Source organism: Kocuria marina, assembly GCA_014652975.1.
GTDB classification, from domain to species: Bacteria; Actinomycetota; Actinomycetes; order Actinomycetales; family Micrococcaceae; genus Kocuria; species Kocuria marina.
This window is the reverse complement of sequence record BMZV01000004.1, coordinates 1-24,334: the sequence shown is the minus strand read 5'-3', so window position 1 is coordinate 24,334 and position 24,334 is coordinate 1. Positions and strand designations below refer to the sequence as shown.

Below are 24,334 nucleotides of genomic sequence, written 5' to 3'. Positions count from 1 at the left end.
CCTGATGTGGATACTCATTGTCGCCGCGGTGGTGGTGGTGCTGCTCGTGGTGTTCGGCATCCTGCTGCTGCGCCGACCCAAGGCACCGCGGGGAGGTTACACGGACACCCGGGACCTGGACGACGTCCCGGAGACCGAGGGCGACACCCTCGTCGAGGACAGACCGGTCAGCACCCTCGAACGCCCGGAGTCCGCCCGCGGGCGCCTGGCCCGGTTGCGCGGACGGCTGGCCAAGTCCAACACCATGCTCGGCAAGGGTCTGCTGGTCTTGCTGTCCCGCGAACGCATCGATCAGGACACGTGGGACGAGATCGAGGACACGCTGCTCATGGCGGACCTCGGCACGGACGCGTCCCTCGAGCTCGTGGAGAACCTCAAGAAGCGCGTGCGGGTCGAGGGCACCAAGGACCCCGCGCAGTTGAAGTCCCTGTTGCGTGAAGAAATGCTCGCGCTCGTGGACCCCACCCTGGACCGTTCCCTGCGCACCGAGTCCGCCCCGGGCAAGCCCGCGGTGGTCCTGGTGGTGGGTGTCAACGGCGTGGGCAAGACCACCACGGTCGGCAAGCTCGCGCGCGTGCTCGTGGCCGAGGACAAGGACGTCCTGCTCGGCGCGGCGGACACGTTCCGCGCGGCCGCCGCTGACCAGCTCGAGACCTGGGGAGCCCGCGTGGGCGTGCCCACGGTGCGCTCCGAGCAGGAGGGCGCGGACCCCGCCTCGGTCGCGTTCGATGCCGTCAAGGCCGGCATCGACCAAGAGGCGGATGTGGTCCTCGTGGACACCGCTGGCCGGCTGCAGAACAAGGCCGGTCTGATGGACCAGCTCGGCAAGGTCAAGCGCGTGATCGAGAAGGCCGCCGAGGTGGACGAGGTGCTGCTCGTGATCGACGCGACCACCGGGCAGAACGGCATGACCCAGGCAAAGGTCTTCGCGCAGGCCGTGGACATCACGGGCATCGTGCTCACCAAGCTTGACGGCACCGCCAAGGGAGGGATCGTGGTCGCCATCCAGCGCGGCCTGGGCGTGCCCGTCAAGCTGATCGGTCTCGGCGAGGGCCCGGACGACCTCGCACCCTTCAACGCCGAGCAGTTCGTGGACGCGATCATCGACTGAGCCAGCTCCCTCTCGCGACGACGACGGCGCCCGCCCCCTTCGTGGGAGTGGGCGCCGTCGTCGTCGGGGCACCGGCACGTGCACTGGCCCCTGGCACTGCACTGGAACCGGCATCGACACCGGTACCTGAGGAGTTAACACGATCGTCACACGCGGACGTGACGTGAAACACCGGCGTCACGAACCCGCGCTGTCGCGGTAACACCCGCCCCGTTGACTGTGTGCAAGAGGCGCAAAGGCTGTGCCGACACGAGACAGGGACGAGGTGATCCGGGTGGAGTTGACCGCCGGACACGTGTGGACCGTGGTGGCCGCGGGGTTGGTGTTCTTCATGACCCCCGGACTTGCACTGTTCTACGGAGGCATGACCCGCGCCAAGGGTGTGCTGAACATGATGATGATGAGCTTCGCGGCGCTCGGCGTGGTGGGCGTCGTGTGGGTGCTGTGGGGCGGTTCCATGCTCGCCGGGGACCCGGTGCTGGGCGGCCTCACCGCGGATCCGTTCGCGCACTTCGGTCTGCACGGCCTGATGGGCACCGAGGACCTGCTGTCCTCGGACTTCTCCGTGACGTTCGCGATCATCACCGTGGCCCTGATCTCCGGCGCGATCGCGGACCGCACCCGGTTCGGCACGTGGGTGGTCTTCACGCTCGTGTGGGTCACCCTGGTCTACTTCCCCCTCGCGTACATGGTGTGGGGTGACGGGCTGTTCTCCGAGGACGGCGCCCTGGGCCGGATCTTCGGCGAGCCGATCGACTTCGCCGGCGGGCTCGCCGTGCACATCAACGCGGGCATCGCGGCGCTGGTGCTCATTCTGCTCATCGGTGCCCGCCGCGGCTTCGGCCGCGACTCGGGCCAGCGCCCGCACAACCTGCCGCTCGTGATGCTCGGCTCGGCCATCCTGTGGTTCGGCTGGTTCGGCTTCAACGCCGGCGCCGCAACCACCGTGGAGCAGGCCGCCCTGATCTGGACCAACACGCTCGTGGCCCCGGCTGCGGCCATGCTGGCCTGGCTGCTCACCGAGCGCATCCGGGACGGGCACGCGACGTCGCTGGGTGCGGCGTCGGGCGTCGTCGCCGGGCTCGTGGCCATCACCCCGGCGTGCGCCGACGTGACCCCGCTCGGCGCGATCCTGCTCTCCGCCGTGGCCGGTGCGTGCTCCGCGATCGCCGTGGGCCTGAAGTACCGGATCCACCTGGACGACTCGCTGGACGTGTGCGGCGTGCACCTGGTCTCCGGCATCGTCGGCACCGTGGCACTGGGCTTCCTGGCGATCCCCTCCGAGGGCCGGGCCGGGCTGTTCTACGGTGGTGGCTGGGGCCTGCTGGGCACCCAGCTCGCCGCGACCCTCTTCGTGACGCTCTACACCAGCGTCCTCACGCTGGTCATCGGGCTCGTCCTGAAGGCCACCATGGGGCTGCGGATCACCCGCCGGGACGAGGTCATCGGCGTGGACCTCACCCAGCACGCGGAGTCCGCGTACTCGCTGAAGGACGAGGCCACCGGCTACTTCGCCGGGCAAGCCCCCGCGCGGCCCCTGCCCGGGACCGCCGAAGCCCCCGTGCCCGCCGCCAGCAAAGGAGACAACCAGTGAAGCTGATCACCGCAGTGGTGCGACCCGAGAAGTTCAGTGACGTCAAAGACGCCCTGGAGAGATACGGCGTGCAGGGCATGACCGTGCTGACCGTCCACGGCTACGGCCGCCAGCGCGGGCACCGCGAGGTCTACCGCGGTGCCGAGTACACGGTGGACCTCCTCGAGAAGGTGCGCATCGAGACGGTCGTGGAGGACGGCGAGGTCCAGGACCTCGTGGACGTCATCGTCACCTCCGCACGCACGGGCGAACCCGGGGACGGCAAGGTGTGGGTCACTGCCGTGGAGAACACCGTGCGCGTGAGCACCGGCGAACTGGGTGACGTCGCGCTCTGAGGTCGCGCGCGACGTCGTCGGCACAGGCCCCGTCCGGGCGACCGGGCGGGGCTTCGCTTGCTAACCTGGGACACTGAATTCATCCGTTGTCAGACGAAAGCAGCGACCACCCCGTGTTCAATTCACTGTCCGACCGGCTCACAGCGACCTTCAAGAACCTGCGCGGCAAGGGCCGGCTCTCGGAGGCCGATGTCGATGCCACCGTCCGGGAGATCCGCCGGGCCCTGCTGGAGGCGGACGTGGCCGTGCCCGTGGTCCGGGAGTTCACGGCGATCGTGAAGGAGCGCGCGCTCGGCGCGGAGGTCTCCGAGGCGCTGAACCCCGGCCAGCAGGTCGTGAAGATCGTCAACGAGGAGCTGCAGAACGTCCTCGGCGGCGAGACCCGGCGGATCAACCTCGCCAAGACCGGGCCCACGGTGATCATGCTCGCGGGCCTGCAGGGTGCGGGCAAAACCACCCTGGCCGGCAAGCTTGGCAAGTGGCTCACGGACCAGGGCCACAAGCCCGTGCTCGTGGCCTCCGACCTCCAGCGCCCCAATGCCGTCACCCAGCTGCAGGTCGTGGGTCAGCGCGCCGGGGTACCGGTCTTCGCCCCGGAGCCCGGCGCCACCTCGGAGTTCGACGACCCCACGGGGGATCCCGTGAAGGTGGCCCGCGACGGCGTCGACTTCGCCCGCTCCAAGCTCTACGACGTCGTGATCGTCGACACCGCCGGACGCCTGGGCATCGACCAGGCGCTGATGAACCAGGCGCGCGACATCCGCGACGCCGTGGACCCGGACGAGGTCCTGTTCGTCATCGACGCAATGATCGGTCAGGACGCCGTGAACACCGCCAAGGCGTTCGATGAGGGCGTGGATTTCACCGGCGTGGTGCTCTCCAAGCTTGACGGCGACGCCCGCGGCGGCGCGGCCCTGTCCGTCCGCGCGGTGACCGGCAAGCCCATCATGTTCGCGTCCACGGGCGAGGGCGTGCGGGACTTCGAGCAGTTCCACCCGGACCGGATGGCCTCGCGCATCCTGGACATGGGTGACGTCCTCACGCTCATCGAGCAGGCCGAGCGACAGTGGGACAAGACCGAGGCCGAGCGGATGGCCAAGAAGTTCACCGATCAGGAGGACTTCACCTTCGAGGACTTCCTCGCGCAGATGCAGCAGCTGCGCAAGATGGGGTCCATGAAGAAGATGCTCGCCATGATGCCCGGCGCCGCCGGGATGCGCGAGCAGCTCGAGAACTTCGACGAGCGGGAGATCGACCGCGTGGAGGCCATCGTGCGCTCCATGACCCCGCACGAGCGCGTGGCCCCCAAGATCATCAACGGCTCGCGCCGCGCGCGCATCGCGAAGGGGTCCGGCGTCTCGGTCTCCGAGGTCAACCAGCTGATGGAGCGCTTCGCCCAGGCGCAGAAGATGATGAAGCGCCTGGCCCAAGGCAAGGGCGTTCCCGGGATGCCCGGCGGCATCCCCGGGATGGGCGGCGCCGGCGGGGGTGCTGCCAAGAAGGGCAAGTCCAAGAAGAAGAGCTCGCGCTCCGGCAACCCCGCCAAGCGCGCGCAGGAGAACGCGGCACTCGCCTCCGGTCAGAAGCCGGCGGCGCCGGGCAGCGCGTTCGGTGCCCAGGGCAAGGACCTGGACGCCGAGTCGCTGAACCTGCCCAAGGGCTTCGAGAAATTCCTCGGAAAGTAGGCGGACATGGGTTCATACCTCCCCGACGACGAACTGCGCAGCTTCATCGCGTCGCTGCCCACCCGGCGGCTCGCGTCCGCCGCGATCATCCGGGACGAGAGCGGTCGCGTGCTCACGGTCGAACCCAATTACAAGGACGACTGGACCCTGCCCGGCGGGACCGTGGAGGCGGGGGAGGATCCCCGCACCGGGTGCTTCCGCGAAGTGGTGGAGGAGGTCGGCCTGCACCTCGAGGGCGGGCGGCTGCTCGCGGTGAGCCACGGCGTGGGCATGGGCATGTGGGGGGACTCCGTGTCCTTCCTCTACGACGGCGGGCAAATCCCCTCCGACACCCCCATCACGGTGCAGGAGGAGGAACTGCTCTCGTACCGGTGGGTGGCCCCCGAGGAGCTTGAGACCGTGCTGAGCTCCGGCCTGGCGCAGCACATCCGCGCGGCTCTGGAGGCCTTGCGCTCCGGGACCGTGGTCGAACGCGTCATGGACGGCGGCCGGCGCGCATGAGTGCCGCGCCGCGCACCGCGCTGATCGTGCACGCGGACGCCCCGCAGTTGCCGTTCATCGCCACCGCTCTGGGGACCAGGTTCACGGCGCTCGCGCGCAACGGCTGGTCAGTCGTGCTGGTCCCGGACGAGTTGGACCCCGGGGCCCTCGCTGCGGCCGCGGACCCTGACGCGGTAGCCGTCCTGATCTCCTCGGACGGGGAGAGCCGCAGCTTGCGGATCTACCCACCCGTGAACTCGTTGAACGCTCGTGAGTCGTGGAGTGCCCAGTTCGCGCGGATCGCGGACGATTCCACGCTGCGCTGGGAACCCGCGGAGTCCGCGACCGACCTCGCCCTCGAAGCGCTCCGGGGGCAGGCGAGCCCGGTGCCCACGGCCCAGCCCGCGCGTGACGCGCAGGACACGAACGGCGCTTTGGATTTCAGCGGCGCCCCCGATACCGCCAGCGCCGCGGGCGCGGACGACGCCGCGTCGTCGCCCGCCGCGGGCACCGCCGAGGCCCGCATGCTGACCACGGTGGAGTTCATCGCGTCCCTGACCGAGCTGGACGCCGCCGCCACGGCCCGGCTCGAGAACTACGCGCGCACGCCCAGCTCGGGGCTGCTACTGGAATCCGTCCTGCAGCTGCTCGGCCTACCCACCGTGGCCGCGAAGCTCGTGGAGTCCCAGCGCGAGCTGCACGAGGTCGACGGTGTCTCGGACTTCGAGCCCCGGCCCCTGGGTCTGTCCATGCTGGCCGCCGCGAGCGTGGAGCCCAGCGGCGGGGACGTGCTGTCCCGGATCCAGCGGGCCTACGTGCGCAGGCCGGGACTGCTGCTCGCGATCGGGGGAGCGGAGATCGCCCTCGGCGCAGGGCTCGCGGGTCTCGCAGCCCGCGGGGGACCCCGTGCCGCCGTGCTCGGTTCGGCGTCGGCGGCGCTGTTCACGGACGCCGCCCTCCAAGCCGCCCTGTGGGCCTCGGTGCGCGCACGCAAGAACCGCTGACGCGTTCGCCCCGACCGCCCTCGGTTTGACACGTATGGCACAATGGTCGGGTACTCGACCCGTGCGGACCCTCTCACCGCGCGTGCTGTCGCGTCCACAGGAAATCCACTCACGGCCCGCCCCACGGGCAGGTGTGTGCGATGTCCGATTCCATTCGAAACAGGAGTAACCACACAAGTGGCAGTCAAGATTCGTCTCAAGCGTATGGGTAAGATGCGTGACCCTCGTTACCGCGTGGTCGTCGTGGATTCCCGCAAGAAGCGCGACGGTCGCGTGATCGAAGAGGTCGGTGTGTACCAGCCCACCGAGCACCCCTCGTACATCAACCTGGTGTCGGATCGCGTGCAGTACTGGCTCGGTGTGGGTGCGCAGCCCTCCGAGGCCGTGCTGTCCCTCATGAAGATCACCGGTGACTGGCAGAAGTTCAAGGGTGAGCCGGGCGCCGAGGGCACCCTCAAGCAGCCCGAGGCCAAGGCCGAGTTCGTGGCCCCGGACAACGGTTCCGTGATCATCCCCGAGGCCATCACCGCCAAGGCCGACAAGGCCGAGGAAGCTCCCGCCGAGGAGACCGCGGCCACGGAGGACGACGCCGAGAAGGCAGAGTGAGCATGCTCGCCGAAGCGCTCGAGCACCTGGTCCGTGGCATCGTGGACAGCCCCGGCGACGTGTCGGTGCGCTCCCGCGACGGCCGGCGCGGTCAGACGCTCGAGGTGCGAGTGCACCCGGACGATCTGGGTCGCGTGATCGGGCGATCGGGACGCACGGCCAAGGCCCTGCGCACCGTGGTCTCGGCACTGGCTTCCGGCGAGAACGTTCGCGTGGACGTGGTCGACACCGACCGGCGTCGCTGACGCGAACACACGAGACACACGTATCACGGCCCCCGTTCCTCGCACCGAGGAGCGGGGGCCGTGGTCGTTGCCCGCGCGGTAGCGTGCGGGCCCCACACAGCACGAGTCGCCACGAGGAGATGCCATGAGCGTTCGGGTAGCCCGGATCGGTAAACCGCACGGGGTGCGGGGAGAAGTCACGGTGGAGTTGTTCACGGACGACCCGCGGGCGCGGTTCGCCCCGGGCTCCGTGCTCGAGGTGCAGCCCGCCCGTGAGCGGGGCAGGGGCGAGGGCAATGCACCGGCCGGGGCCGGCTCCCCGCAGCTCGAGCACGTGACCGTGAGCGGTTCCCGGTGGAACAAGAACGTGCTGGTGGCGCGTTTCGAGGAGATCGAGGACCGCACCGCGGCGGAGGCCGCGCGGGGTCTCGAACTGTTCGCGGAGGCCGCGGACCTCGAGCTCGACGACGACGAGTGGCACCAGGACGACCTGCTGGGTCTCACGGCGGTGGACATCACACGGGAGGACGCCCGGATCGGGACGGTCAAGGCGCTGATCCAGGGTGCCGCCCAGGACCTGTTGGAGATCACCCCGGACGGCGGCGGGCGGCCCGTGCTCATCCCGTTCGTGGAAGAAATCGTCCCCGAGGTGGACCTGGACGCGGGCGTCGTGCTGGTGAGCCCACCCCCGGGCCTGCTCGAGCTCGCGGAAGCGGAGTGAACCGTGCGCATCGACGTGCTGAGCATCTTTCCTGAGTACCTGCAGCCCCTCAACCTGTCACTGATCGGTAAGGCCGTCACGGACGGGGTCCTCCACCTCGCGGTCACTGATCCCCGCGACTTCACCACCGACCGGCACCGCACCGTGGACGACACCCCCTACGGCGGGGGTGCGGGCATGGTCATGAAGCCCGAGCCATGGACGCTCGCCCTCGAGTCGGTGGTGCGCGCAGGGGGCGACGCCGCGGCGTCGTCGTCCGCTCGGACCGCACCGGAGGCCCCGAAGACCGCGGTGCCGGCTGTCGTGACGGACCCTGCGCAGACCACAGAGCCGGGTGCCGCAACGTCGTCCTTGACCGTCGGGAAACACTCCGCGGCACCCGTGCTCGTGGTCCCGTCCCCGGCGGGGGAGGTGTTCACGCAGCGGATCGCGTACGAACTGGCAGCGGAGGAACACCTGATCTTCGCGTGCGGGCGCTACGAGGGGATCGACGAGCGCTTCATCGACAACGCTCGGACCGAGGTGCGGGTGCGCCCCCTGAGTCTGGGCGACTACGTGCTCAACGGGGGAGAGGTCGCCGTGCTCGCCATGGTCGAGGCCGTGACGCGGTTGATCCCCGGCGTGATCGGCAATCCGGAATCACTGGCCGAGGAGTCCCACACGGGCGGGCTGCTCGAGTACCCCGTGTACACGAAACCCGCGGTGTGGCGGGAGCGGGCCGTACCCGAGATCCTGCTGTCCGGTCACCACGGGCGGATCGAACGGTGGCGGCGGGACCAGCAACTCTCGCGCACCGCGCAGCGCCGCCCGGACATGATCCTGGCCCTGGACCCCGCACAGCTGGACAGGGCGGACCTCGCGGTGCTCGCCAAGACCGGCTTCCACGTGACGGGTGGATCGTGGCGCCGTGACGGCGGGCACGCGGCCGCGGAAGGCACGCCGGATATGGCATAATAGAGCGCTGTGTGTGCGTCGGGCACGCCCCTGCCGCAGGGGGGAGAGCGACCAACGACGCACCACCCGGCACGGCCATCCCAAGTTCCGTCCCGGATCCTGGAGCGATGCCACCCCGCGCGGGGTGACACGCGGACCACACGTGGGAGACCTGCGGCGATCACGAGGAGTTATGTCATGAACATTCTTGACCAGCTTGATGCCAAGTCGCTGCGCAACGACGTCCCGGACTTCCGTGCCGGTGACACCCTCAACGTGCACGTGAACATCGTGGAAGGCAACCGCTCCCGTGTTCAGGTGTTCAAGGGCTTCGTCGTGGGCCGTCAGGGCTCTGGCGTGCGCGAGACCTTCACCGTGCGCAAGGTCAGCTTCGGTGTGGGCGTGGAGCGTACCTTCCCGGTGCACTCCCCGATCATCGAGAAGATCGAGCTCGTGAGCCGCGGCGACGTACGCCGTGCCAAGTTGTACTACATGCGCGATCGTCACGGTAAGGCTGCTCGCATCCGCGAGAAGCGCGACTCGAGCGCATCGAGCAAGTAAGACTCACCGGGTGCCACAGCACACGGAACACGCGGAGGGCCCGGCATCTGCCGGGTCCTCCGCCGTGAAACGGCCCGTTTCCACGCGCCGGTGGTGGTTGTGGGTCGTGGCCATCGCCCTGCTCACGGCCTTCGTCCTGGCCTCGGTCGTGCGCGGTTTCGTGGCGGACGTCTACTGGGTCGGTTCCGATTCCATGGAGCCCACGCTCCAGGGCGGGGACCGGGTGCTGGTGGACAAACTCGTCTCGGGGAACGACGTCGCTCGGGGCGAGCTGGTGGTCTTCGACGGCCGCGGTTCCCTGGACCCGCTGCACTCGACGGACCCGTGGCACCAGCAGGTCGCCCACACCCTGGGCCGCTGGCTGGGCGTCACCGGTTCAGACACCGCGTACGTCAAGCGGGTCATCGGGGTCGCAGGGGACACAGTGTCCTGCTGCACCGCGGGCGGACTGGTCACCGTCAACGGCCGGCCACAACACGAGGACTACGTCTTCCCCGGGGACGAGCCGTCCCGGATCCCGTTCACGGTGCACGTGCCCGAAGGACGAGTGTGGCTCATGGGTGACCACCGCAGCGTGTCCGTGGACTCCCGATCGCTGCTGGGCTCGCCGGGCGGCGGCCTGATCCGCACCGAACGCATCGTGGGCACCGCCGAGCGTGTCGTGTGGCCCCCGGAGCGTGCCCGTACACTGCGGGAGTGACGGTCTCGGTGCTCCGCCCCGCCCCGCCCACCCCCCCGCGCGGGCGGCACCCCGGGCGCGAGCGACGTCGCCGAGCAAGCTTCCGCGCGCGAACACGCAACCGTGTCCGTGGGACCCGAGAAGAGGAATGCGTAGTGGCTGAGCAGCATGGATCAGGTGTCGAGGGCGTTCGCGGACCGGGTGAGCCCGCACCGCAGCGCGACCCCGGCGGCGCGGCGGCACCCCGGGACGCGCGGGCGAGCGAATCCGGCGCACGGCGCCGCGGCCGCCGGGGCGCCAAGGAGCCCACGACCGGGTGGGGCGCGGTCAAGGAGATCCTGATCGTGGTGGCCCTCGCGCTCCTCATCGCGTTCCTGGTCAAGACCTTCCTGATCCGCGGCTTCTTCATCCCCTCCGGGTCCATGGAACAGACCCTGGAACTCAACGACCGGATCTTCGTCAACGTGCTGGACGGCCGCACGGGCAACATCGACCGCGGCGACATCGTGGTCTTCGAGGACACCCAGGGTTGGCTGCCCGAGGCGCCCCGGACCGCGGCCAACCCCGTGCGCGGCGCGCTCGAGTTCGTGGGCCTGATCCCCGACAGCAGCCAGCAGGCCCTGGTCAAGCGCGTGATCGGCGTGGGCGGGGATCACGTGACGTGCTGCGACGCGTCCGGGCGGGTCACGGTCAACGGCGAGGCGCTCGATGAGCCCTACTTGTACCCCGGGGCAGCGCCGTCCGACATCTCGTTCGACGTCACCGTGCCCGACGGCAAGCTGTTCGTGCTGGGTGACCACCGCAACGCCTCCGCCGATTCCCGCTACCACATCGCCACCGGCACCGGGTTCGTGAGCGAGGACGACGTCGTGGGCACCGCGTTCGTGATCGCGTGGCCGCTCGATCGCTTCCAGTTCCTGCACAACCCCGCCGAGGTGTTCCAGGACGTCCCCGCGGCCGGCGGGCAGTGAGCCCCGCGACGCCGCGCACCGTGCCCACGCTCGAACTGGAAACGGAACTCGCGCGCGCCGGGCACCGCTTCGTGGCCGGAATGGACGAGGTGGGCCGGGGAGCCCTCGCGGGCCCCGCGAGCGTGGGCCTCGCGGTCCTGGACCTCGAACGGATGACCGGGGGAGCGCCGTCGGACCCGCCGCCGTGGCACGGCGTGCGTGACTCCAAGGCCCTGAGTCCAGCGCGGCGTGCGGCCCTCGCGCGCACGATCGCGGCGTGGGCCGTGGGCACCGCGGTGGGGCACGCGCAACCGCGGGAGATCGACCAGTTCGGTGTCACCGCCGCGCTGCGCTTGGCCGGGCTCCGGGCACTGGCCACCGTGGCCGCACACGGCACGCGCGTCGATGCCTTGATCCTGGACGGTTCCCACAACTGGCTGGACGCACCCCCGGTGCTGGGGCAGGACGCCGACGACGCCGCGTTGCCGCCGGTCGTGCGCACATTCGTCCGGGCCGATGCGCACTGTGTCAGCGTGGCGGCCGCGTCAATCCTGGCGAAAGTGGAGCGCGACGAACTCATGGTCTCGCTCGGCCGCGAGTTCCCCGCGTACGCGTGGGAGTCCAACAAGGGCTACGGCAGTGCTGTGCATCGCGCGGCGCTGCTCGAACACGGCACCACGCCGCAGCACCGGCTCAGCTGGAACCTGGGCGCGCGGTAGTCCGCTGGTCACCCGCATTCCTTCGCAGGTGAGGTGGGGCCTGGTACTCGAAGGCCCATAGCGCGTCCTGGGCGGATCCGCCCTGCACAGGCGCGCCCCGGCCATGGCCGGGAGTGTCGTCGCGCATCACAGTGGGTCCATGACGACTTCCACATCTGCCCATGTGCCACGCAATTCCGGTCGTCCGGGCACCGCTCCGCCCGACACCGCCCCGCCCGACACTGCCCCGCCCGACGCCCCGGTCGCGGCCCATGTGAGCCTGGGGAGGGCGGGGGAGGAACTGATCGCGGACCTGTTGCAGCGTTCGGGCTGGCGGATCCTGGACCGGAACTGGCGCCCCGCCGTTGGGCCCGGGGCGCCCCGCGGTGAGCTGGACGTCGTGGCCGAGCGACAGGGAACCGTGACCGTGTTCGAGGTCAAGACGCGCTCGGGCGGGGACTTCGGACATCCCGCGGAGGCCGTGGGGTGGGAGAAGCTGCGGCGACTGCACGTCCTCGCGCGCGCCTGGGCCAGGGAACACAGGGCTGTCGAGATCGCCGGCGTGGACGTCGTGGCGGTCCACTGGCCCCGCGGCGGTACCCCGCGCGTGGAACACATAGGCTCCCTCGGCTGGTTGTGAGGCATCCGCGCGATCCGTGCCACGGGGCCCGTTCGCCGCCGACCTCCACCGGGGAGTCACACTCCGGGTCGTCACCGAGAGCATTATGAATTTCCCCCTCCCCGTGCCACGGTATTTTGTGGGATGAGTACAAAGGCTCGGCGATCGGGGGACGCATGAAGAGTCCGGCGTGGCTTCCTCACGTGTTGTCGGCCACGGCATTGGCCGCGGCCGCCTCGCTGATGCTCGTCTCGTGCGCGGACGAGGAGCCGCCCGCCGGATCCGACGCCTCCGCGTGTGCCACCTCAGCCGCGGGTGACCGGGGTCTGCATGCCGGGATCTTCCGGGCGAACCTCCCCAACGGGGCGTCCGTGCGCATCACGCTCCCCGCGCGGGAGATCCCCGATCCTGAACTCGACGAACTGCGCAAGGATGCCCGCGTCAAACGCGCGACGTACGCCACCGTGGAGATCGACAACGAACGGGGAGATTCCCCCGTGTCGGTGAGTCGCATGATCCTCAAGGCCTCCGACGGCGGGTCCTACCAACTGGAGAACGTCTCACGAGCCCTGGACCGGTGGCGGCCCCGGACGTCCGGGGACCAGTACCGCGCCCATGACGGGTCGCCACTGACCGAGCACGAGGCCCGGCACCTCAAGAATCGCATCGAGGAGGCGGACCGGACCGCCGCGGGGGACATCGCCGCGGGCGAACGCGGTACGAACATCCTCGTGGGGGACATCTCCCGTGTTCCAGAGAGCTTCGAGAGTCTCGAGCTGATCCCCTCCATCGGTAACCGGGAAGTCACCCCCGTGCGTGCCCAGCCCGAGGACACCGATGACACCCCGAGCGGCAACGGGCCCGCGGGCGGCGGACAATCGGGCAGCGGGAATGGATCGGACGGCGCCAGGGAGAGTGCGAGCCCCGATGCCCCCGCGGAATCGGCTGCTCCCGGTGTCCCCGCTCCGGACGTCCCCGAACCCTCGGCATCGCCCACCGCGGACACCCCTCAGGTGCCCGAGGATCCGGGTGCACCCGCGGTTCCGGACCCCGGAGCGCCCGTTCTCCCGGATCCGGGAGGGATCCCGCCGGTGAATCCCGATCCGGGCGGTCCCGTGCCTCCGAGCCCGGCGCCCACGATCCCGATCCCGCCGGTACCCGCGCCCGACACCTCCGTCTCGCCCCACCCGGCGGTGACCGATCCCATCGTCTCGGTGCCCACGGTGCCCACGGTGCCAGCACCGGTGATCCCGGACCCCGTGGACCCGGATCCGGGGATTCCGGGCCCGGGATCCCTGGAGCCCGCAGCCCCGGCGGAGTCGCAGGACCTATAGCTCGGTCCCATGAACCTGGAACTGCGGGCCGGAGCCCCGGTCACGGAGCTTCCCGACAGCGCCGTCTCCGTGGTGCCGGTGTCGGTTCCCACCGACGTGCTGCCCGTCGAGGACACGGACCCGGCAATTGCCGTCCCCGTGCCCCTGGAGGACCCCGCGCCCGCTGCTCTCTAGTGGGCCGTTCGTTGGGATTCGCCCCGGTACACGGTTCTGTTCAGGGGCGCCTCGCGAAGTAGTCTGCTGCGCCCGGCCGGGTCACGGGTCCGCCGTGCCGGCGCTGTTAGGGGCCTCCGCGGGTGATCGTGTTCCACCGGGTCTCTCGGGTCGTGCCTCGCCCGTCTGGCCAGTTCATTTCCGCATTCGGGCCGCGGCATCTGGGCTGCACACTGCTGGGCTGTGCTAGGGCCCGGCGGCCCGGGCGGGAACTCTGGACCCATGATTCGAGATTCGGTGACGTGCAGCGCCAACCCATGGTCCGGACGTGGCTCGTGAACGGGTTCGCGCGCAGCCGCAGTGTGGCGCTGGTCGGGTTGGCGGGGCACGTGGTGGAGGTTGAGGCGGACATCGGCCAGTCACTGCCGGCGTTCACGATCATCGGCCTGCCCGATCAAGCGGTGAACGAGTCCAAGGAACGGATCCGTTCGGCCGCGCGCCATGCCGGGGCCGCCCTCGCACCGCGCAAGATCACGGTGAACCTCTCCCCGGCCACGCTCCCCAAGCGGGGGTCGCACTTCGACGTCGCGGTTGTGATGGCGGTGCTCAGCGCCCAGGGGGTGGTGCGGGTGCCGCCGGACACGGTGTTCTACGCCGAGCTCGGTCTGGACGGTTCCCTGCGTCCGGTGCGCGGTGTCCTGCCCGCCGTGTTGGCAGCGGTGCGGGCGGGGTATCCCCGAGTGGTCGTCGCCGAAGCCAATCGGGCGGAGGCCGAGCTGGTGGCCGGCGCGGACGTGAGTTCCGCCGCCCACCTGTCGCAGCTGCTCGTCGCCCACGGAGCGGATTCTACGTTGCTGGCCCGTGCGACGTCGTCACGGGCCGAGAGCGCGCCGGACGGCGGGAACCCGCAGGAGCCGGACGGAACGGCCGTGCCAGACCTGCGGGACGTGGTGGGGCAGGTCGAAGGGCGTCAAGCGCTCGAGATCGCCGCCGCCGGTGGACATCATCTCCTGATGGTGGGCCCACCGGGAGCGGGCAAGACGATGCTCGCGGAACGGTTGCCGGGGATCCTGCCGGACCTCGCGGACGATGACTCCCTGGAGGTCACGTCCGTGCATTCGCTGCGAGGCGACGACGTGTGTTCGTCCCTCATACGGCGGCCCCCGTTCCAGGCCCCACACCACAGCATCACCATGCCCGCGCTGTGTGGCGGGGGCAGCGGGATGCCACGGCCCGGGGCCATTTCCCTGGCGCACCGGGGCGTATTGTTCCTGGACGAGGCCCCTGAGTTCGACCGCCGGGTGCTGGACGCCCTGCGGCAACCGCTCGAATCGGGAACGGTCACGATCGCCCGGGCACAATCCGTGGCCCACTATCCCGCGCATTTCCAATTGGTCCTGGCGGCGAATCCGTGTGCGTGCGGCAACGCGGGCGGCACGGACCAGGCATGCACATGCACGGCAGTGCAGCGCCGCAGGTATTTCGGCAAACTGTCCGGGCCCCTGCTCGACCGTGTGGATCTGCAATTGCGGGTCCCCGCCGTGACCTACCACGAGCTCAGCGGGGGCCACGGCCGGACCCCCGAGGACAGTGCAGCCGTCGCGGAGCGGGTTGCGACCGCCCGGGCCGCCCAGGAGGAGCGGCTGCGCCGCTGGGGGTGCCGACTGAACAGCGCGGTTCCGGGTTCACTGTTGCATCGCACTCTGTCACCGGGCACTCGGTCCGTGCTACCGCTCAAGGCCGCCATGGACAACAAGACCCTGACGGCCCGTGGATTCGTGAAGGTGTTGCGTGTTGCCTGGACCCTGGCGGATCTGGCCGGGGCCACGGTTCCCAGCCCCGAGCACGTGCAGCTGGCCCTCTACTTCAAGACGACGGTGACGACATGACGGAACACCACCCCGCCGGGTCTGAAAGCTACGGCAGCTCGACAGAGCACCACCCCGCCGGGCCGGACCGCCGCGGCAATATGACGGATCTAGGGGCAACCGCGGGGGACACTGCCGCGGTCGGCACCCCTGGCGATCCATACCACGCCGTCCGGGCGTGCCGCGTGCGCTTATCGCGCATCATCGAACCCGGCGACACCGCGGGCTTGATCTTGCTGGCAGCCCTAGGCCCTGAACTGTTGTGGCGCAGCATCGTGGAATTGCAGGCCCCCAGTCCCGCTCTGTGTTCCGTTTATCGCAAGGCCACCGAGGAGCTGGCCCCGGACTCGTCGGTCCCGAATCTCCTCAAACGGTTCACGGCCTGGCGCTCGCGGCTGCCCGTCCCGGAGCCCCGCGTGGATGCCCGGCACGCCGAACAGATCGGTGCGTGGACACTCATCCCGGAGGATCCGGAGTGGCCCGCGCATCTCGACGACCTGGGCCTGCAGCGCCCGCTGGTCCTGTGGGGCCGGGGTCATCGCGAGGTGCTGTCCCGGCTGGATCGCAGTGTGGCCGTGGTGGGCGCGCGCAACGCGAGCGGTTACGGGGCCGCGGTGACCCGTCAGATGGCCCATGAACTGGCCGCTGCCCATTGGTGTGTGGTCTCGGGCGGCGCGTACGGGATCGACGCCGTGGCGCACACGGCCGCCCTTGAGGCAGGCACCGGGGACGGGGCCACGATCGCCGTTCTGGCGTGCGGTGTGGATCGGTTCTACCCGGCGGGCAACGCGGACCTGCTGCATCACATCACGCAGCGTTCAGTGGTGCTGAGTGAGGTTCCCCTGGGCTGCGCTCCCGCGCGCTACCGGTTCCTGCAGCGCAACCGCATCATCGCGGCCCTCACGCGAGCCACGGTGGTCACGGAGGCGGCGTGGCGTTCCGGATCGCTCAACACCGCACGCCACGCAGCGGGGCTCTCGCGGGAGGTCGCCGCGGTCCCGGGGGACGTGCTCGTGGGAGGCTCGGCGGGCTGCCATCGCCTCATCCGCGACGATCACGCGGTGCTCGTGAGCAATGCTGCCGAGCTCCTGGAACTCGTGGAGCCCCTGGGCAATGCGGTGGCCCAGGATGCACACCGGGCGGCGAGTACCCGTGACGAGCGCCCCGAGGACGGCCTGGATCCCACGTTGTTGCGCTTGTTCGACGCGCTGCCCCTGCGCACCGACGCGGACCCGTCCCACCTGTGCGCGGTGTCCGGGTTGAGCCCGGGGGAGGTGCTCACGGGTCTCGTAAGGCTCCGTGACGCCGGACTGGCCGCGGACTCGCTGCTCGGATGGCGGCGGGTAGGCTCGCCGCATGGGCGCAGTAAAAGACCGGACGGTCGAACGGGAACCTGAGCACGCGGCGTCGTCGGGCGCGCAGGGGGCACCGGCAGCAGGGGCGAAGGATGCCCCGCCCGGGCCGCTCGAGGCCTACCTCCCGCAGTTCCGGGCGTACCTGAGCCTCGAGCGGTCCCGCAGCGACCACACCGTGCGCTCCTACGTCAACGACGTCTCGGACCTCTCGCACTGGATGCGGGACCACGGGATCGACGCCATGGACCTGCTGGACCGGGACACCCTGCGCGGCTGGCTCGCCCAGCGCCACCACCGAGGACTCGCCCGCAGCTCCCTGTCCCGGGGGATCGCGGCCGTGCACACGTTCTTCCGCTGGGCCGTGGACACCCAGGGGCTGCGTCACGACCCGGCCGCGGGGTTGCGCGGGCCGCGCCCCGCCAAGCACCTCCCGGACGTCGTGGGCGCCACGGCACTCAACGACATGCTCGACGACCTCGGGGACGTCGCCCTCGGTGGGCACGACGACGCTCACGCGGCAGCGCTCGCGGCGCGCGACTGGGCACTGCTCGAACTGCTCTACGCCACGGGCGCTCGGATCAGCGAGCTCGTGTCCCTCGACGGGTCCCACGTGGACGCCGTGAACCACGTCCTCACGGTCACGGGCAAGGGCAACAAACAACGCCGGGTCCCGTACGGGGAGAGCGCGGGGGAGGCGCTGGCCCTGTGGAGACATCGGCGCGCGGAGCTCGCGGCACCCGAAGCGGGTGACGCCGTCTTCGTCGGGGCCCGCGGTGCCCGGATCGACGCCCGGGTGGCCCGCAGGGTCGTGGCCCGTGCGTTGGAGACCATTCCGGACACCACCGCCCGTGGGCCGCACAGCCTGCGGCACAGCGCTGCGACCCACTTGCTGGACGGGGGAGCGGACCTGCGCACCGTGCAGGAAGTGCTGGGGCACGCGAGCGTGGCCACCACCCAGATCTACACCCATGTGTCCGTGGAGCGGCTCAAACGTGCCTACTCCCAAGCGCATCCGCGAGCTTGACATTTCAGCGCGAGCAGTGATTCGGGTTGACCGGTGAGTAGCCCTGCTGGACAATGAAACGGAATGAGCCACCCCCGCGGCCTCGAATCCGCGAGGGTGTGTACATCAGGTCGCCGAACACCGACCGGACAACTTCATACGGGCGCCGAAACACATAGACCGGGGCCTCCGAGCAGGACGTTGGGGAAGACGTACCTACACAACGGAGGAACAGGCTATGTCTTCACCCACCACGCGGGGTGTGCTGTACGTGCACTCCGCGCCGCAGGCGCTGTGCCCCCACATCCAGTGGGCTCTGGAATCCGTCTCGCGACAGCGCACGGATCTACAGTGGACACCGCAGAACGCCGAGCCCGGTTGCGTGCGCACCGAACTCGAGTGGTCCGGCCGCGCAGGCACGGGGGCGCTGCTCGCCTCCGCGCTCCGGACCCTGGGGCGGGTGAGGTTCGAGGTGACCGAGAACGCGAGCCGCGGTAACGACGGCTCCCGGTGGTCCTTCACGCCGGATCTGGGGATCTTCCACGCGACCACGGACGTCGCCGGGAACATCTGCGTGAGCGAGGACCGGATCCGGTTCGCGTTCGAGGCCTCCGGTGGGGACCCCTCCGCCGTGGTCGCGGAGCTCTCGCTGGCACTGGGGGAGGCCTGGGACGAGGAGCTGGAACCGTTCCGTCACGCCGCCGAGGGCGCACCCGTGCGGTGGCTGCATCGCGTCGGATGACCCCCGCCAGATAGCCGCCCGTCGGTAGACCCGCCGGATGACGCGGCTCGCCCCGGAAAGGCGTTACCGATGCGGCGTGACGTGGTGGGTGACCTACCCGGGGACCCCCGATGGGTGCCACCCGTACCTACAAGTTTCCGACCTCAGAACTCTCGCTCCGAATCCGTTGCGGAGCACGAACGAACCCTGGTGTCCCACCTCCACAGGGTGGGCCACCGGGGTTCGTCGCTGGGGTGGGCGCCCGCTACAGGGAGCGGAACGCCGCCACCGAGTTGTGCCCGCCGAAACCGAACGAGTTGGAGATCGCGACCATGTCCCCACCGGGGAGATTCCGGGCGGTGGTCACCACGTCCAGATCGATCCGGGGGTCCTGGTTCTCCAGGTTGATGGTGCACGGGGCCTTGCGCTCGGATAGGGCCAGGACGGTGAGCACACCCTCCACGGCTCCGGAACCGCCGAGCAGGTGACCCATCATGGACTTGGTCGCGGACACGGCCATGTCGTCCACGGCGGACCCGAATGCGCAGCGCAGTGCGCCGGCCTCGGGGATGTCGCCCACGGGGGTAGAGGTCGCGTGCGCGTTGACGTGCTTGATGTCCGAGGGGGCGATGTCCCCGGACTCCATGGCCTCACGCAGCGCGCGGGCGGGTCCGCCCTCATCCCCGGTGGCGGGAGCGGTGATGTGGTGGGCGTCGGCACTGAGACCCGCACCCGCCAGTTCGGCGTAGATCCGCGCGCCGCGGGCCTTCGCGTGCTCCTCGGACTCGAGCACCACGGCACCGGCACCCTCACCCATGACGAACCCGTCGCGGTCCACGTCGAACGGGCGGGAGGCGCGCTGCGGATCGTCGTTGCGCCGGGACAGGGCCTGCATGGAGTTGAACGCGGCAATGGTCATGGGGTGGATCGCACTCTCGGCGCCGCCCACGATCACCACGTCCGCCTTGCCCGAGCGGATCAGATTCAGACCCTGGAAGAACGCCTCGGTGCCGGATGCACACGCGGAGACCGGGGTGATCGCGCACGCGCGGGCCTTGAACTCCATGCTCACCGAGGACGCATTGCCGTTGGGCATGAGCATGGGCACGGTCATGGGCTTGACTCGGCGGGGCCCCTTGGCGAGCAGGGTGTCCCACGCATCCAGGAGGGTCCACACACCGCCGATACCGGTACCGAACGCCACGCCCACGCGGGTGGGGTCCAACTCGTCGCTCGAGTCGGCGTCGGCGCCGGAGAAACCGGCGTCCGTCCACGCCTCACGAGCCGCTGCCACGGACAGCTGACCGGAGGGGTCCAGACGCTTGGCCTGCACCCGGGACACGGCATCCTCAGACGGCTTGGGGGAGGTGGCGCCGATGCGCACAGGGAGGTCGTACTTCTCCACCCACTCCTGTTCCAGAGCGTGGACACCGGAGACACCCTTGAGGGCGTTCTGCCAGGTCTCCTGGACGTTCTCACCGATGGGAGTGATGGCACCCAGGCCGGTGACGACTACTTTGCGGGACATGTTGTGCACTTCCTCGGGTCCGGGGTCGCAGATGTTCCAGGGCTTGCTCGGTCGGCCGCCTGGTGTGACGTGAGGTGACGTGCCCCGCTCACGCTGGAGGGCACGCCACCTGACACCCGGGGATCAGTCCTGGGCGTTGTCGATGAAGTTGACGGCGTCCTCGACGGTCTTCAGGTTCTTGACCTCTTCGTCCGGGATGGTGACGTCGAACTTCTCCTCGGCGTTGACCACGATGGTCATCATGGAGATGGAGTCGATGTCCAGATCCTCGGTGAAGGACTTGTCGAGCTGCACGGCGTCGGTCTCGAGGCCGGTCTCTTCGTTCACGATTTCTGCCAGGCCGGCCAGGATTTCGTCTTTGCTCGCCATATCGGCTTCCTTTCCTTATAGTCGCGGTGCGCGACCTTACTGGGTGAGCACGGGGTTCGGGAGAACTACCGTGCGGACCGCCCGAGTGCTCGAACGGTCCGTGGACAAGAGGTGTGCGGTCTAACCCTACGGCACGCCACGGGTGGGATCAGGGCAACAGCACCACTTGGGCGCCGTACACGAGACCCGCCCCGAAACCGATCTGCAGGGAGGGCTTCCCGGACAGTTCCGGGTGCTCCGCGAGCAAGCGGTGGGTGGCCAGCGGGATGGACGCCGCGGAGGTGTTACCAGCCTCCGCGATGTCCCGGGCGATGATCACGGAGTCGGGCAGCTTGAGCACCTTGGCCATCTGATCGATGATGCGCATGTTCGCCTGATGGGGCACGAATGCCGCGAGGTCCTCGGGCTCGAGCCCGGAGGCCTCGAGGGCTTCCTTGGCCACGCGGGCTCCCTCCCACGAGGCCCACCGGAAGACCGTGGGTCCGTCCTGGCGCAGGGTGGGCCACATGGTGGCGTCCGGGCGCATCTCACCGGTCTCTGGGTCCGCGAGGTCCTTGGCGAAGGTCCGCTCGCCACCCTTCTCGACCGTGCGGATGTCGGTGAGCGGGTGGGTCATACGGATCGCATCCCACTTGGATCCGTCCGAACCCCACACGGACGGGCCGATTCCCGGCACGTCGGACGGGCCGATGACCACGGCGCCGGCGCCGTCGCCGAGCAGGAAGGAGATGGAACGCTCGGTGTTGTCGATGACGTCGGAGAGTTTTTCCACGCCGATCACCAGCACGTTGGTGGAATCCCCGGAGCGCACGAGCGCGTCCGCCTGGGCGATGCCGTAGCAGTAGCCCGCGCACGCCGCGGAGATGTCGTAGGCCGCCGCAGGTGTGGCCCCCAGGCGGTCCGCGAGCTGGGCGGCGAGGGACGGTGTGAGGTACGGGAAGGACACGGTGGACACGATGATGGTGTCCAGCTGCTCACCCGTGAGACCGGCGCTCTCGAGTGCCTCGCGGGCCGAGTGCTCGGCCATCTCCAGGACGGTGACGTCCGCCGGGGCACGGTGGCGGGTGTGGATGCCCGTGCGCTTGACGATCCACTCGTCGGAGGATTCGATCCACTGACAGACGTCGTCATTGGTCACGATCTCGGACGGGCGGTAGGCGCCGATACCCAGGATGCGTGTGTGGGCGTTGGGGGTGTTCTGTTTGATGGTCGCCACGGGAGGCCGACTCCTTACCTGGTGCAGTTCACGAGTTGTCCGGGTGCGTGCGCACACTTGTCAGCTCAGAATACTCCGCACCGTCTCCAGGTCCTCCGGTGTGTTGACCGCGGTTGCGGGCACGCCCTTGAGCCCGCGCTTGGCCAGACCCACGAGGGTCCCGGCCGGCGGCAGTTCCACGATGTGCTCGACCTGCAGTTCGGCCAGGGTCTCCATGCACGCGTCCCACCGCACCGGGCGGCAGACCTGCTCCACGAGCGAGTCCACGGCCGCTGCACCGCCGTCGACCCGGGCACCGTCGAAGTTGCTCAGCAGGGGGTGCTCCGGATCGTTCGGGGACAGCTGCGGCACGAGCTCACGCAGCGGCTCCAGCGCGGGCGCCATGTGCTCGGTGTGGAACGCGCCGGCGACCTTGAGCTTGATGACCTTTGCCCGCGCCGGAGGGTTCTCCGCGAGGGCGTCGAGCTGCTCGATCGTCCCGGCGGCGACCACCTGGCCACCGCCGTTCGCGTTCGCGGCGGTGGCGCCGACGGCGGCGATGGCCTGAGCGACGTCGTCTGGCTTACCGCCCAGCACCGCGGCCATCCCCGTGGGGGAGACGGCGGCTGCGCGGGCCATTTCCGTGGCGCGCACGCGCACGAACCGCATGGCGTCCGCCTCGCTCAGCACGCCGGACAGCGCGGCGGCGGTGATCTCACCGACGGAGTGCCCCGCGAAGACGACGTCGGAGCGGTCCTCCAAGCTCGGCGCGAGCAGTCGCCCGGCCACGAGACCCGCGGCCACGATGAGGGGCTGGGCCACCGCGGTGTCCTTGATTGTCTCCTCGTCCGCCTGGGTGCCGTAGTGCGTGAGATCCAGCCCGGCGGCGTCGGACAGCTCGCTCAGGTGGTCGGACACTCCGGGAACGGACAACCACTCAGAAAGGAAACCTGGCTTCTGGGACCCCTGACCGGGGCAGACAACTGCAATCACCCGTTCATTCCACCAAGAGTGGACCGCGCCATGGACTGGTCGGTGTCACCAACCTGGGGGACGAGCTTTGTGGGAGGTCTACAAGACCATGTCATGGCTGACTGTTCAGCCGGCCCGCGAGCACGGCGCAGTGCAGCACGAACGCGTCCCGCGGCAGCAGGGGGTCCCACCCGGTGATGTCGCTGACGCGGCGCAACCGGTAGCGCACGGTGTTGGCGTGGACGAACAGCTCGCGCGCGGTGGCCTCGAGCGAGTGCCCCACGCACAGGTAGGTGGTGAGGGTGTCCACGAGTCCGGTGGAGGACGCCGAGAGCGGTTCCCACACGGCCTCCACCATGGAGCGCAGCGCGAGCGGGTCCCCGCTGATGGCGCGTTCGGGCCACAGGTCCTCGGAGTAGACGGGATGCGGTGCCTGGGGCCAGGCCGCGGCGGCGCGCAATCCTGCCTGGGCGCGATCCGCCGATTCCTTGACCTCGAACACGGAGGACACCGCGGGCCCGTGGACCACAGGCCCCTCACCGAACACCGCCGCGAGCTTGGTCAGGGAACGCATGCGGTCTCGGAGCCCGCCGAGCACGAGTACGAGCCGGTCGGTCTGGATGGCCACGAGGCATTCCGTGGCATGGCGGCCGGCCGCGCGCCGGATGCGTTCCACACCGGCGGGTCCGGTGGTGGCGGGCGCGGGGCCCACCATGACCGTGACGTCCCCCTGGTCGGTCCAGCCGAGCGCGGAGACCCTGGAGCGCATGGAGTCGGAGTGGTCGCCGCGCAGGATCCCGTCCACCACGAGCGATTCCAGCCTCGCATCCCACGAGCCTCGGTTCTCGGCGGCCTTGGCATAGACGTCCGCGGCGGCGAAGGCGACCTCGCGCGAGAAGCGCAGCACGGCCTCGCGCAGCGCCACCTCGTCGTTGTGCTGGGCGAGCTCGGGGACCTTCTCCTCGACCACGTCCACGACGATGCGCAGCACCTGCAGTGCGTTCTGCAGCGTGATGGAGCGGGTCAGTTCCGTGGGGGCCTGCTTGAAGATCTCCGTCAGCACCCACACGGGTTCCTGCGGGTTCTCGTACCACCGCACGAAGGACGCGATACCGCGCTGGGCGAGCAGCCCGAGTTCCGAGCGTTCGTCCGCGCGCAGCTGGGAGAACCACGGCAGGGACGTGCTTAACCGCTGCACTGCCACGGTCGAGACCTGCCCTAGATTGGCCGTGAGGTTGTCCAGCGTCTTGGGGTGCGGTGTGCCCTGTTGCCGACTGCGGAGCGGCCAGGTCACCCGGCGCGTGGAGCGTGCTTTGCGGGCGGCGGAGCCGGAGGTGTCGGAGGGCATGAGTCGAGGGTAGTCCATGCCGTTCGCCCGTCCGGGGGGATGTCCCCGGACGACGACGCCGCACGCCGGGGCGGGTGCCCCGCGTCGAGTTGCAGGCGGGGTGCGCGCGTCCGCGAATACGGGTCAGGGCGAGCCCGCCGCGGGTTCGGTCTTCGAGGTTTAACGCGTTTGCATGGTACGACGGCGCCCCCGCACTGTCCCGTCCGTGTGTGGGTGGGTGGTGTGGGGGCGTCGTGGTGGTGGGTTGGTGGGTTAGGCGTCGCCTCCGGTGTTACCGCTGGTGCCGGC

At 69.9% G+C, this 24,334-nt stretch carries 26 protein-coding genes; 21 read left to right on the top strand and 5 right to left on the bottom strand.

Annotated elements, in window-relative coordinates; all coding sequences use genetic code 11:
* The first annotated feature begins 4 nt into the window (after positions 1 to 4).
* The 21 genes from ftsY (at position 5) to IE157_RS09515 (ending at position 18,655) form a co-directional block, all read left to right on the top strand.
* Positions 5 to 1,111, top strand: coding sequence for a signal recognition particle-docking protein FtsY (gene ftsY, locus IE157_RS09615; RefSeq protein ID WP_179861332.1), 1,107 nt, complete (start codon positions 5 to 7; stop codon positions 1,109 to 1,111).
* 274 nt (positions 1,112 to 1,385) lie between these two features.
* On the top strand, positions 1,386 to 2,705 hold the full coding sequence (locus IE157_RS09610) for an ammonium transporter (RefSeq protein ID WP_239321680.1): 1,320 nt from the start codon (positions 1,386 to 1,388) through the stop codon (positions 2,703 to 2,705).
* Positions 2,702 to 3,040: a P-II family nitrogen regulator gene (locus IE157_RS09605; RefSeq protein ID WP_035964556.1), complete on the top strand. Its 339-nt coding sequence runs from the start codon at positions 2,702 to 2,704 to the stop codon at positions 3,038 to 3,040. The genes IE157_RS09610 and IE157_RS09605 overlap by 4 nt, the downstream gene beginning before the upstream one ends.
* Before the next feature lie 113 nt (positions 3,041 to 3,153).
* On the top strand, positions 3,154 to 4,725 hold the full coding sequence (gene ffh, locus IE157_RS09600) for a signal recognition particle protein (protein ID WP_064846133.1): 1,572 nt from the start codon (positions 3,154 to 3,156) through the stop codon (positions 4,723 to 4,725).
* A gap of 6 nt (positions 4,726 to 4,731) precedes the next feature.
* Positions 4,732 to 5,226, top strand: a complete 495-nt coding sequence (locus tag IE157_RS09595) for an NUDIX domain-containing protein (protein ID WP_064846132.1) — start codon at positions 4,732 to 4,734, stop codon at positions 5,224 to 5,226.
* Entirely contained in the window at positions 5,223 to 6,209 is a 987-nt protein-coding gene (locus tag IE157_RS09590) for a hypothetical protein (protein ID WP_064846131.1), read from the top strand. The genes IE157_RS09595 and IE157_RS09590 overlap by 4 nt, the downstream gene beginning before the upstream one ends.
* Before the next feature lie 177 nt (positions 6,210 to 6,386).
* On the top strand, positions 6,387 to 6,815 hold the full coding sequence (gene rpsP / locus IE157_RS09585) for a 30S ribosomal protein S16 (protein ID WP_064846130.1): 429 nt from the start codon (positions 6,387 to 6,389) through the stop codon (positions 6,813 to 6,815).
* 2 nt (positions 6,816 to 6,817) lie between these two features.
* Positions 6,818 to 7,060 carry an RNA-binding protein gene (locus IE157_RS09580; protein ID WP_064846129.1) on the top strand — a complete coding sequence of 81 codons (243 nt, stop codon included), beginning with the start codon at positions 6,818 to 6,820 and terminating at the stop codon, positions 7,058 to 7,060.
* Between the two features lie 124 nt (positions 7,061 to 7,184).
* Positions 7,185 to 7,760: a ribosome maturation factor RimM gene (gene rimM, locus IE157_RS09575; protein ID WP_064846128.1), complete on the top strand. Its 576-nt coding sequence runs from the start codon at positions 7,185 to 7,187 to the stop codon at positions 7,758 to 7,760.
* A gap of 3 nt (positions 7,761 to 7,763) precedes the next feature.
* The gene (gene trmD / locus IE157_RS09570) at positions 7,764 to 8,714 is read left to right on the top strand and encodes a tRNA (guanosine(37)-N1)-methyltransferase TrmD (RefSeq protein ID WP_193519841.1); all 951 of its coding nucleotides are present in this window, start codon (positions 7,764 to 7,766) and stop codon (positions 8,712 to 8,714) included.
* Positions 8,715 to 8,891: 177 nt separating this feature from the next.
* Positions 8,892 to 9,254 (top strand): 50S ribosomal protein L19, encoded by a 363-nt coding sequence (rplS, locus tag IE157_RS09565; protein WP_064846126.1) that lies wholly within the window; start codon positions 8,892 to 8,894, stop codon positions 9,252 to 9,254.
* A 10-nt stretch (positions 9,255 to 9,264) separates the two neighbouring features.
* Positions 9,265 to 9,954, top strand: coding sequence for a signal peptidase I (lepB, locus tag IE157_RS09560; RefSeq protein ID WP_082943269.1), 690 nt, complete (start codon positions 9,265 to 9,267; stop codon positions 9,952 to 9,954).
* 134 nt (positions 9,955 to 10,088) lie between these two features.
* A complete protein-coding gene (lepB, locus tag IE157_RS09555) occupies positions 10,089 to 10,904 on the top strand; it encodes a signal peptidase I (protein ID WP_193519840.1) in 816 nt (271 codons plus the stop codon).
* A gap of 20 nt (positions 10,905 to 10,924) precedes the next feature.
* Positions 10,925 to 11,602, top strand: coding sequence for a ribonuclease HII (locus IE157_RS09550; RefSeq protein WP_318281424.1), 678 nt, complete (start codon positions 10,925 to 10,927; stop codon positions 11,600 to 11,602).
* Between the two features lie 139 nt (positions 11,603 to 11,741).
* Positions 11,742 to 12,221, top strand: a complete 480-nt coding sequence (locus tag IE157_RS09545; RefSeq protein WP_193519838.1) for a YraN family protein — start codon at positions 11,742 to 11,744, stop codon at positions 12,219 to 12,221.
* Positions 12,222 to 12,376: 155 nt separating this feature from the next.
* Positions 12,377 to 13,534, top strand: coding sequence for a hypothetical protein (locus IE157_RS09540; RefSeq protein WP_193519837.1), 1,158 nt, complete (start codon positions 12,377 to 12,379; stop codon positions 13,532 to 13,534).
* A gap of 9 nt (positions 13,535 to 13,543) precedes the next feature.
* Positions 13,544 to 13,708 carry a hypothetical protein gene (locus tag IE157_RS09535; RefSeq protein WP_193519836.1) on the top strand — a complete coding sequence of 55 codons (165 nt, stop codon included), beginning with the start codon at positions 13,544 to 13,546 and terminating at the stop codon, positions 13,706 to 13,708.
* A gap of 296 nt (positions 13,709 to 14,004) precedes the next feature.
* Entirely contained in the window at positions 14,005 to 15,576 is a 1,572-nt protein-coding gene (locus IE157_RS09530; protein ID WP_193519933.1) for a YifB family Mg chelatase-like AAA ATPase, read from the top strand.
* Between the two features lie 206 nt (positions 15,577 to 15,782).
* Complete coding sequence (dprA, locus tag IE157_RS09525; protein ID WP_318281423.1) at positions 15,783 to 16,952, top strand: DNA-processing protein DprA; 1,170 nt, start codon at positions 15,783 to 15,785, stop codon at positions 16,950 to 16,952.
* Positions 16,912 to 17,934 carry a tyrosine recombinase XerC gene (locus IE157_RS09520; RefSeq protein WP_193519835.1) on the top strand — a complete coding sequence of 341 codons (1,023 nt, stop codon included), beginning with the start codon at positions 16,912 to 16,914 and terminating at the stop codon, positions 17,932 to 17,934. Before dprA ends, IE157_RS09520 begins: the two co-directional genes overlap by 41 nt.
* 217 nt (positions 17,935 to 18,151) lie before the next feature.
* On the top strand, positions 18,152 to 18,655 hold the full coding sequence (locus IE157_RS09515; protein WP_085106278.1) for a DUF3145 domain-containing protein: 504 nt from the start codon (positions 18,152 to 18,154) through the stop codon (positions 18,653 to 18,655).
* Between the two features lie 244 nt (positions 18,656 to 18,899).
* On the opposite strand, the gene IE157_RS09510 is transcribed toward IE157_RS09515, so the two are convergent.
* From IE157_RS09510 to IE157_RS09490, 5 genes are all read right to left on the bottom strand, one after another.
* Positions 18,900 to 20,162, bottom strand: coding sequence for a beta-ketoacyl-[acyl-carrier-protein] synthase family protein (locus IE157_RS09510; protein WP_064846119.1), 1,263 nt, complete (start codon positions 20,160 to 20,162; stop codon positions 18,900 to 18,902).
* Between the two features lie 123 nt (positions 20,163 to 20,285).
* Positions 20,286 to 20,531, bottom strand: a complete 246-nt coding sequence (locus tag IE157_RS09505) for an acyl carrier protein (RefSeq protein ID WP_035964527.1) — start codon at positions 20,529 to 20,531, stop codon at positions 20,286 to 20,288.
* A gap of 148 nt (positions 20,532 to 20,679) precedes the next feature.
* Entirely contained in the window at positions 20,680 to 21,747 is a 1,068-nt protein-coding gene (locus IE157_RS09500; protein WP_064846118.1) for a beta-ketoacyl-ACP synthase III, read from the bottom strand.
* A gap of 60 nt (positions 21,748 to 21,807) precedes the next feature.
* A complete protein-coding gene (locus IE157_RS09495; RefSeq protein WP_193519834.1) occupies positions 21,808 to 22,719 on the bottom strand; it encodes an ACP S-malonyltransferase in 912 nt (303 codons plus the stop codon).
* Between the two features lie 91 nt (positions 22,720 to 22,810).
* Entirely contained in the window at positions 22,811 to 24,046 is a 1,236-nt protein-coding gene (locus tag IE157_RS09490) for a PucR family transcriptional regulator (RefSeq protein WP_064846116.1), read from the bottom strand.
* Positions 24,047 to 24,334: the final 288 nt, after the last annotated feature.

What these genes read in the sequence shown, in the direction of transcription:
- ftsY (WP_179861332.1), top strand. Translation starts at nt 5, where the DNA reads ATGTGGATACTCATTGTCGCCGCGGTGGTGGTGGTGCTGCTCGTGGTG.
- IE157_RS09595 (WP_064846132.1), top strand. Translation starts at nt 4,732, where the DNA reads ATGGGTTCATACCTCCCCGACGACGAACTGCGCAGCTTCATCGCGTCG.
- IE157_RS09590 (WP_064846131.1), top strand. Translation starts at nt 5,223, where the DNA reads ATGAGTGCCGCGCCGCGCACCGCGCTGATCGTGCACGCGGACGCCCCG.
- IE157_RS09580 (WP_064846129.1), top strand. Translation starts at nt 6,818, where the DNA reads ATGCTCGCCGAAGCGCTCGAGCACCTGGTCCGTGGCATCGTGGACAGC.
- rimM (WP_064846128.1), top strand. Translation starts at nt 7,185, where the DNA reads ATGAGCGTTCGGGTAGCCCGGATCGGTAAACCGCACGGGGTGCGGGGA.
- rplS (WP_064846126.1), top strand. Translation starts at nt 8,892, where the DNA reads ATGAACATTCTTGACCAGCTTGATGCCAAGTCGCTGCGCAACGACGTC.
- IE157_RS09545 (WP_193519838.1), top strand. Translation starts at nt 11,742, where the DNA reads ATGACGACTTCCACATCTGCCCATGTGCCACGCAATTCCGGTCGTCCG.
- IE157_RS09540 (WP_193519837.1), top strand. Translation starts at nt 12,377, where the DNA reads ATGAAGAGTCCGGCGTGGCTTCCTCACGTGTTGTCGGCCACGGCATTG.
- IE157_RS09535 (WP_193519836.1), top strand. Translation starts at nt 13,544, where the DNA reads ATGAACCTGGAACTGCGGGCCGGAGCCCCGGTCACGGAGCTTCCCGAC.
- IE157_RS09530 (WP_193519933.1), top strand. Translation starts at nt 14,005, where the DNA reads ATGGTCCGGACGTGGCTCGTGAACGGGTTCGCGCGCAGCCGCAGTGTG.
- IE157_RS09520 (WP_193519835.1), top strand. Translation starts at nt 16,912, where the DNA reads ATGGGCGCAGTAAAAGACCGGACGGTCGAACGGGAACCTGAGCACGCG.
- IE157_RS09515 (WP_085106278.1), top strand. Translation starts at nt 18,152, where the DNA reads ATGTCTTCACCCACCACGCGGGGTGTGCTGTACGTGCACTCCGCGCCG.
- IE157_RS09510 (WP_064846119.1), bottom strand. Translation starts at nt 20,162, where the DNA reads ATGTCCCGCAAAGTAGTCGTCACCGGCCTGGGTGCCATCACTCCCATC.
- IE157_RS09505 (WP_035964527.1), bottom strand. Translation starts at nt 20,531, where the DNA reads ATGGCGAGCAAAGACGAAATCCTGGCCGGCCTGGCAGAAATCGTGAAC.
- IE157_RS09490 (WP_064846116.1), bottom strand. Translation starts at nt 24,046, where the DNA reads ATGCCCTCCGACACCTCCGGCTCCGCCGCCCGCAAAGCACGCTCCACG.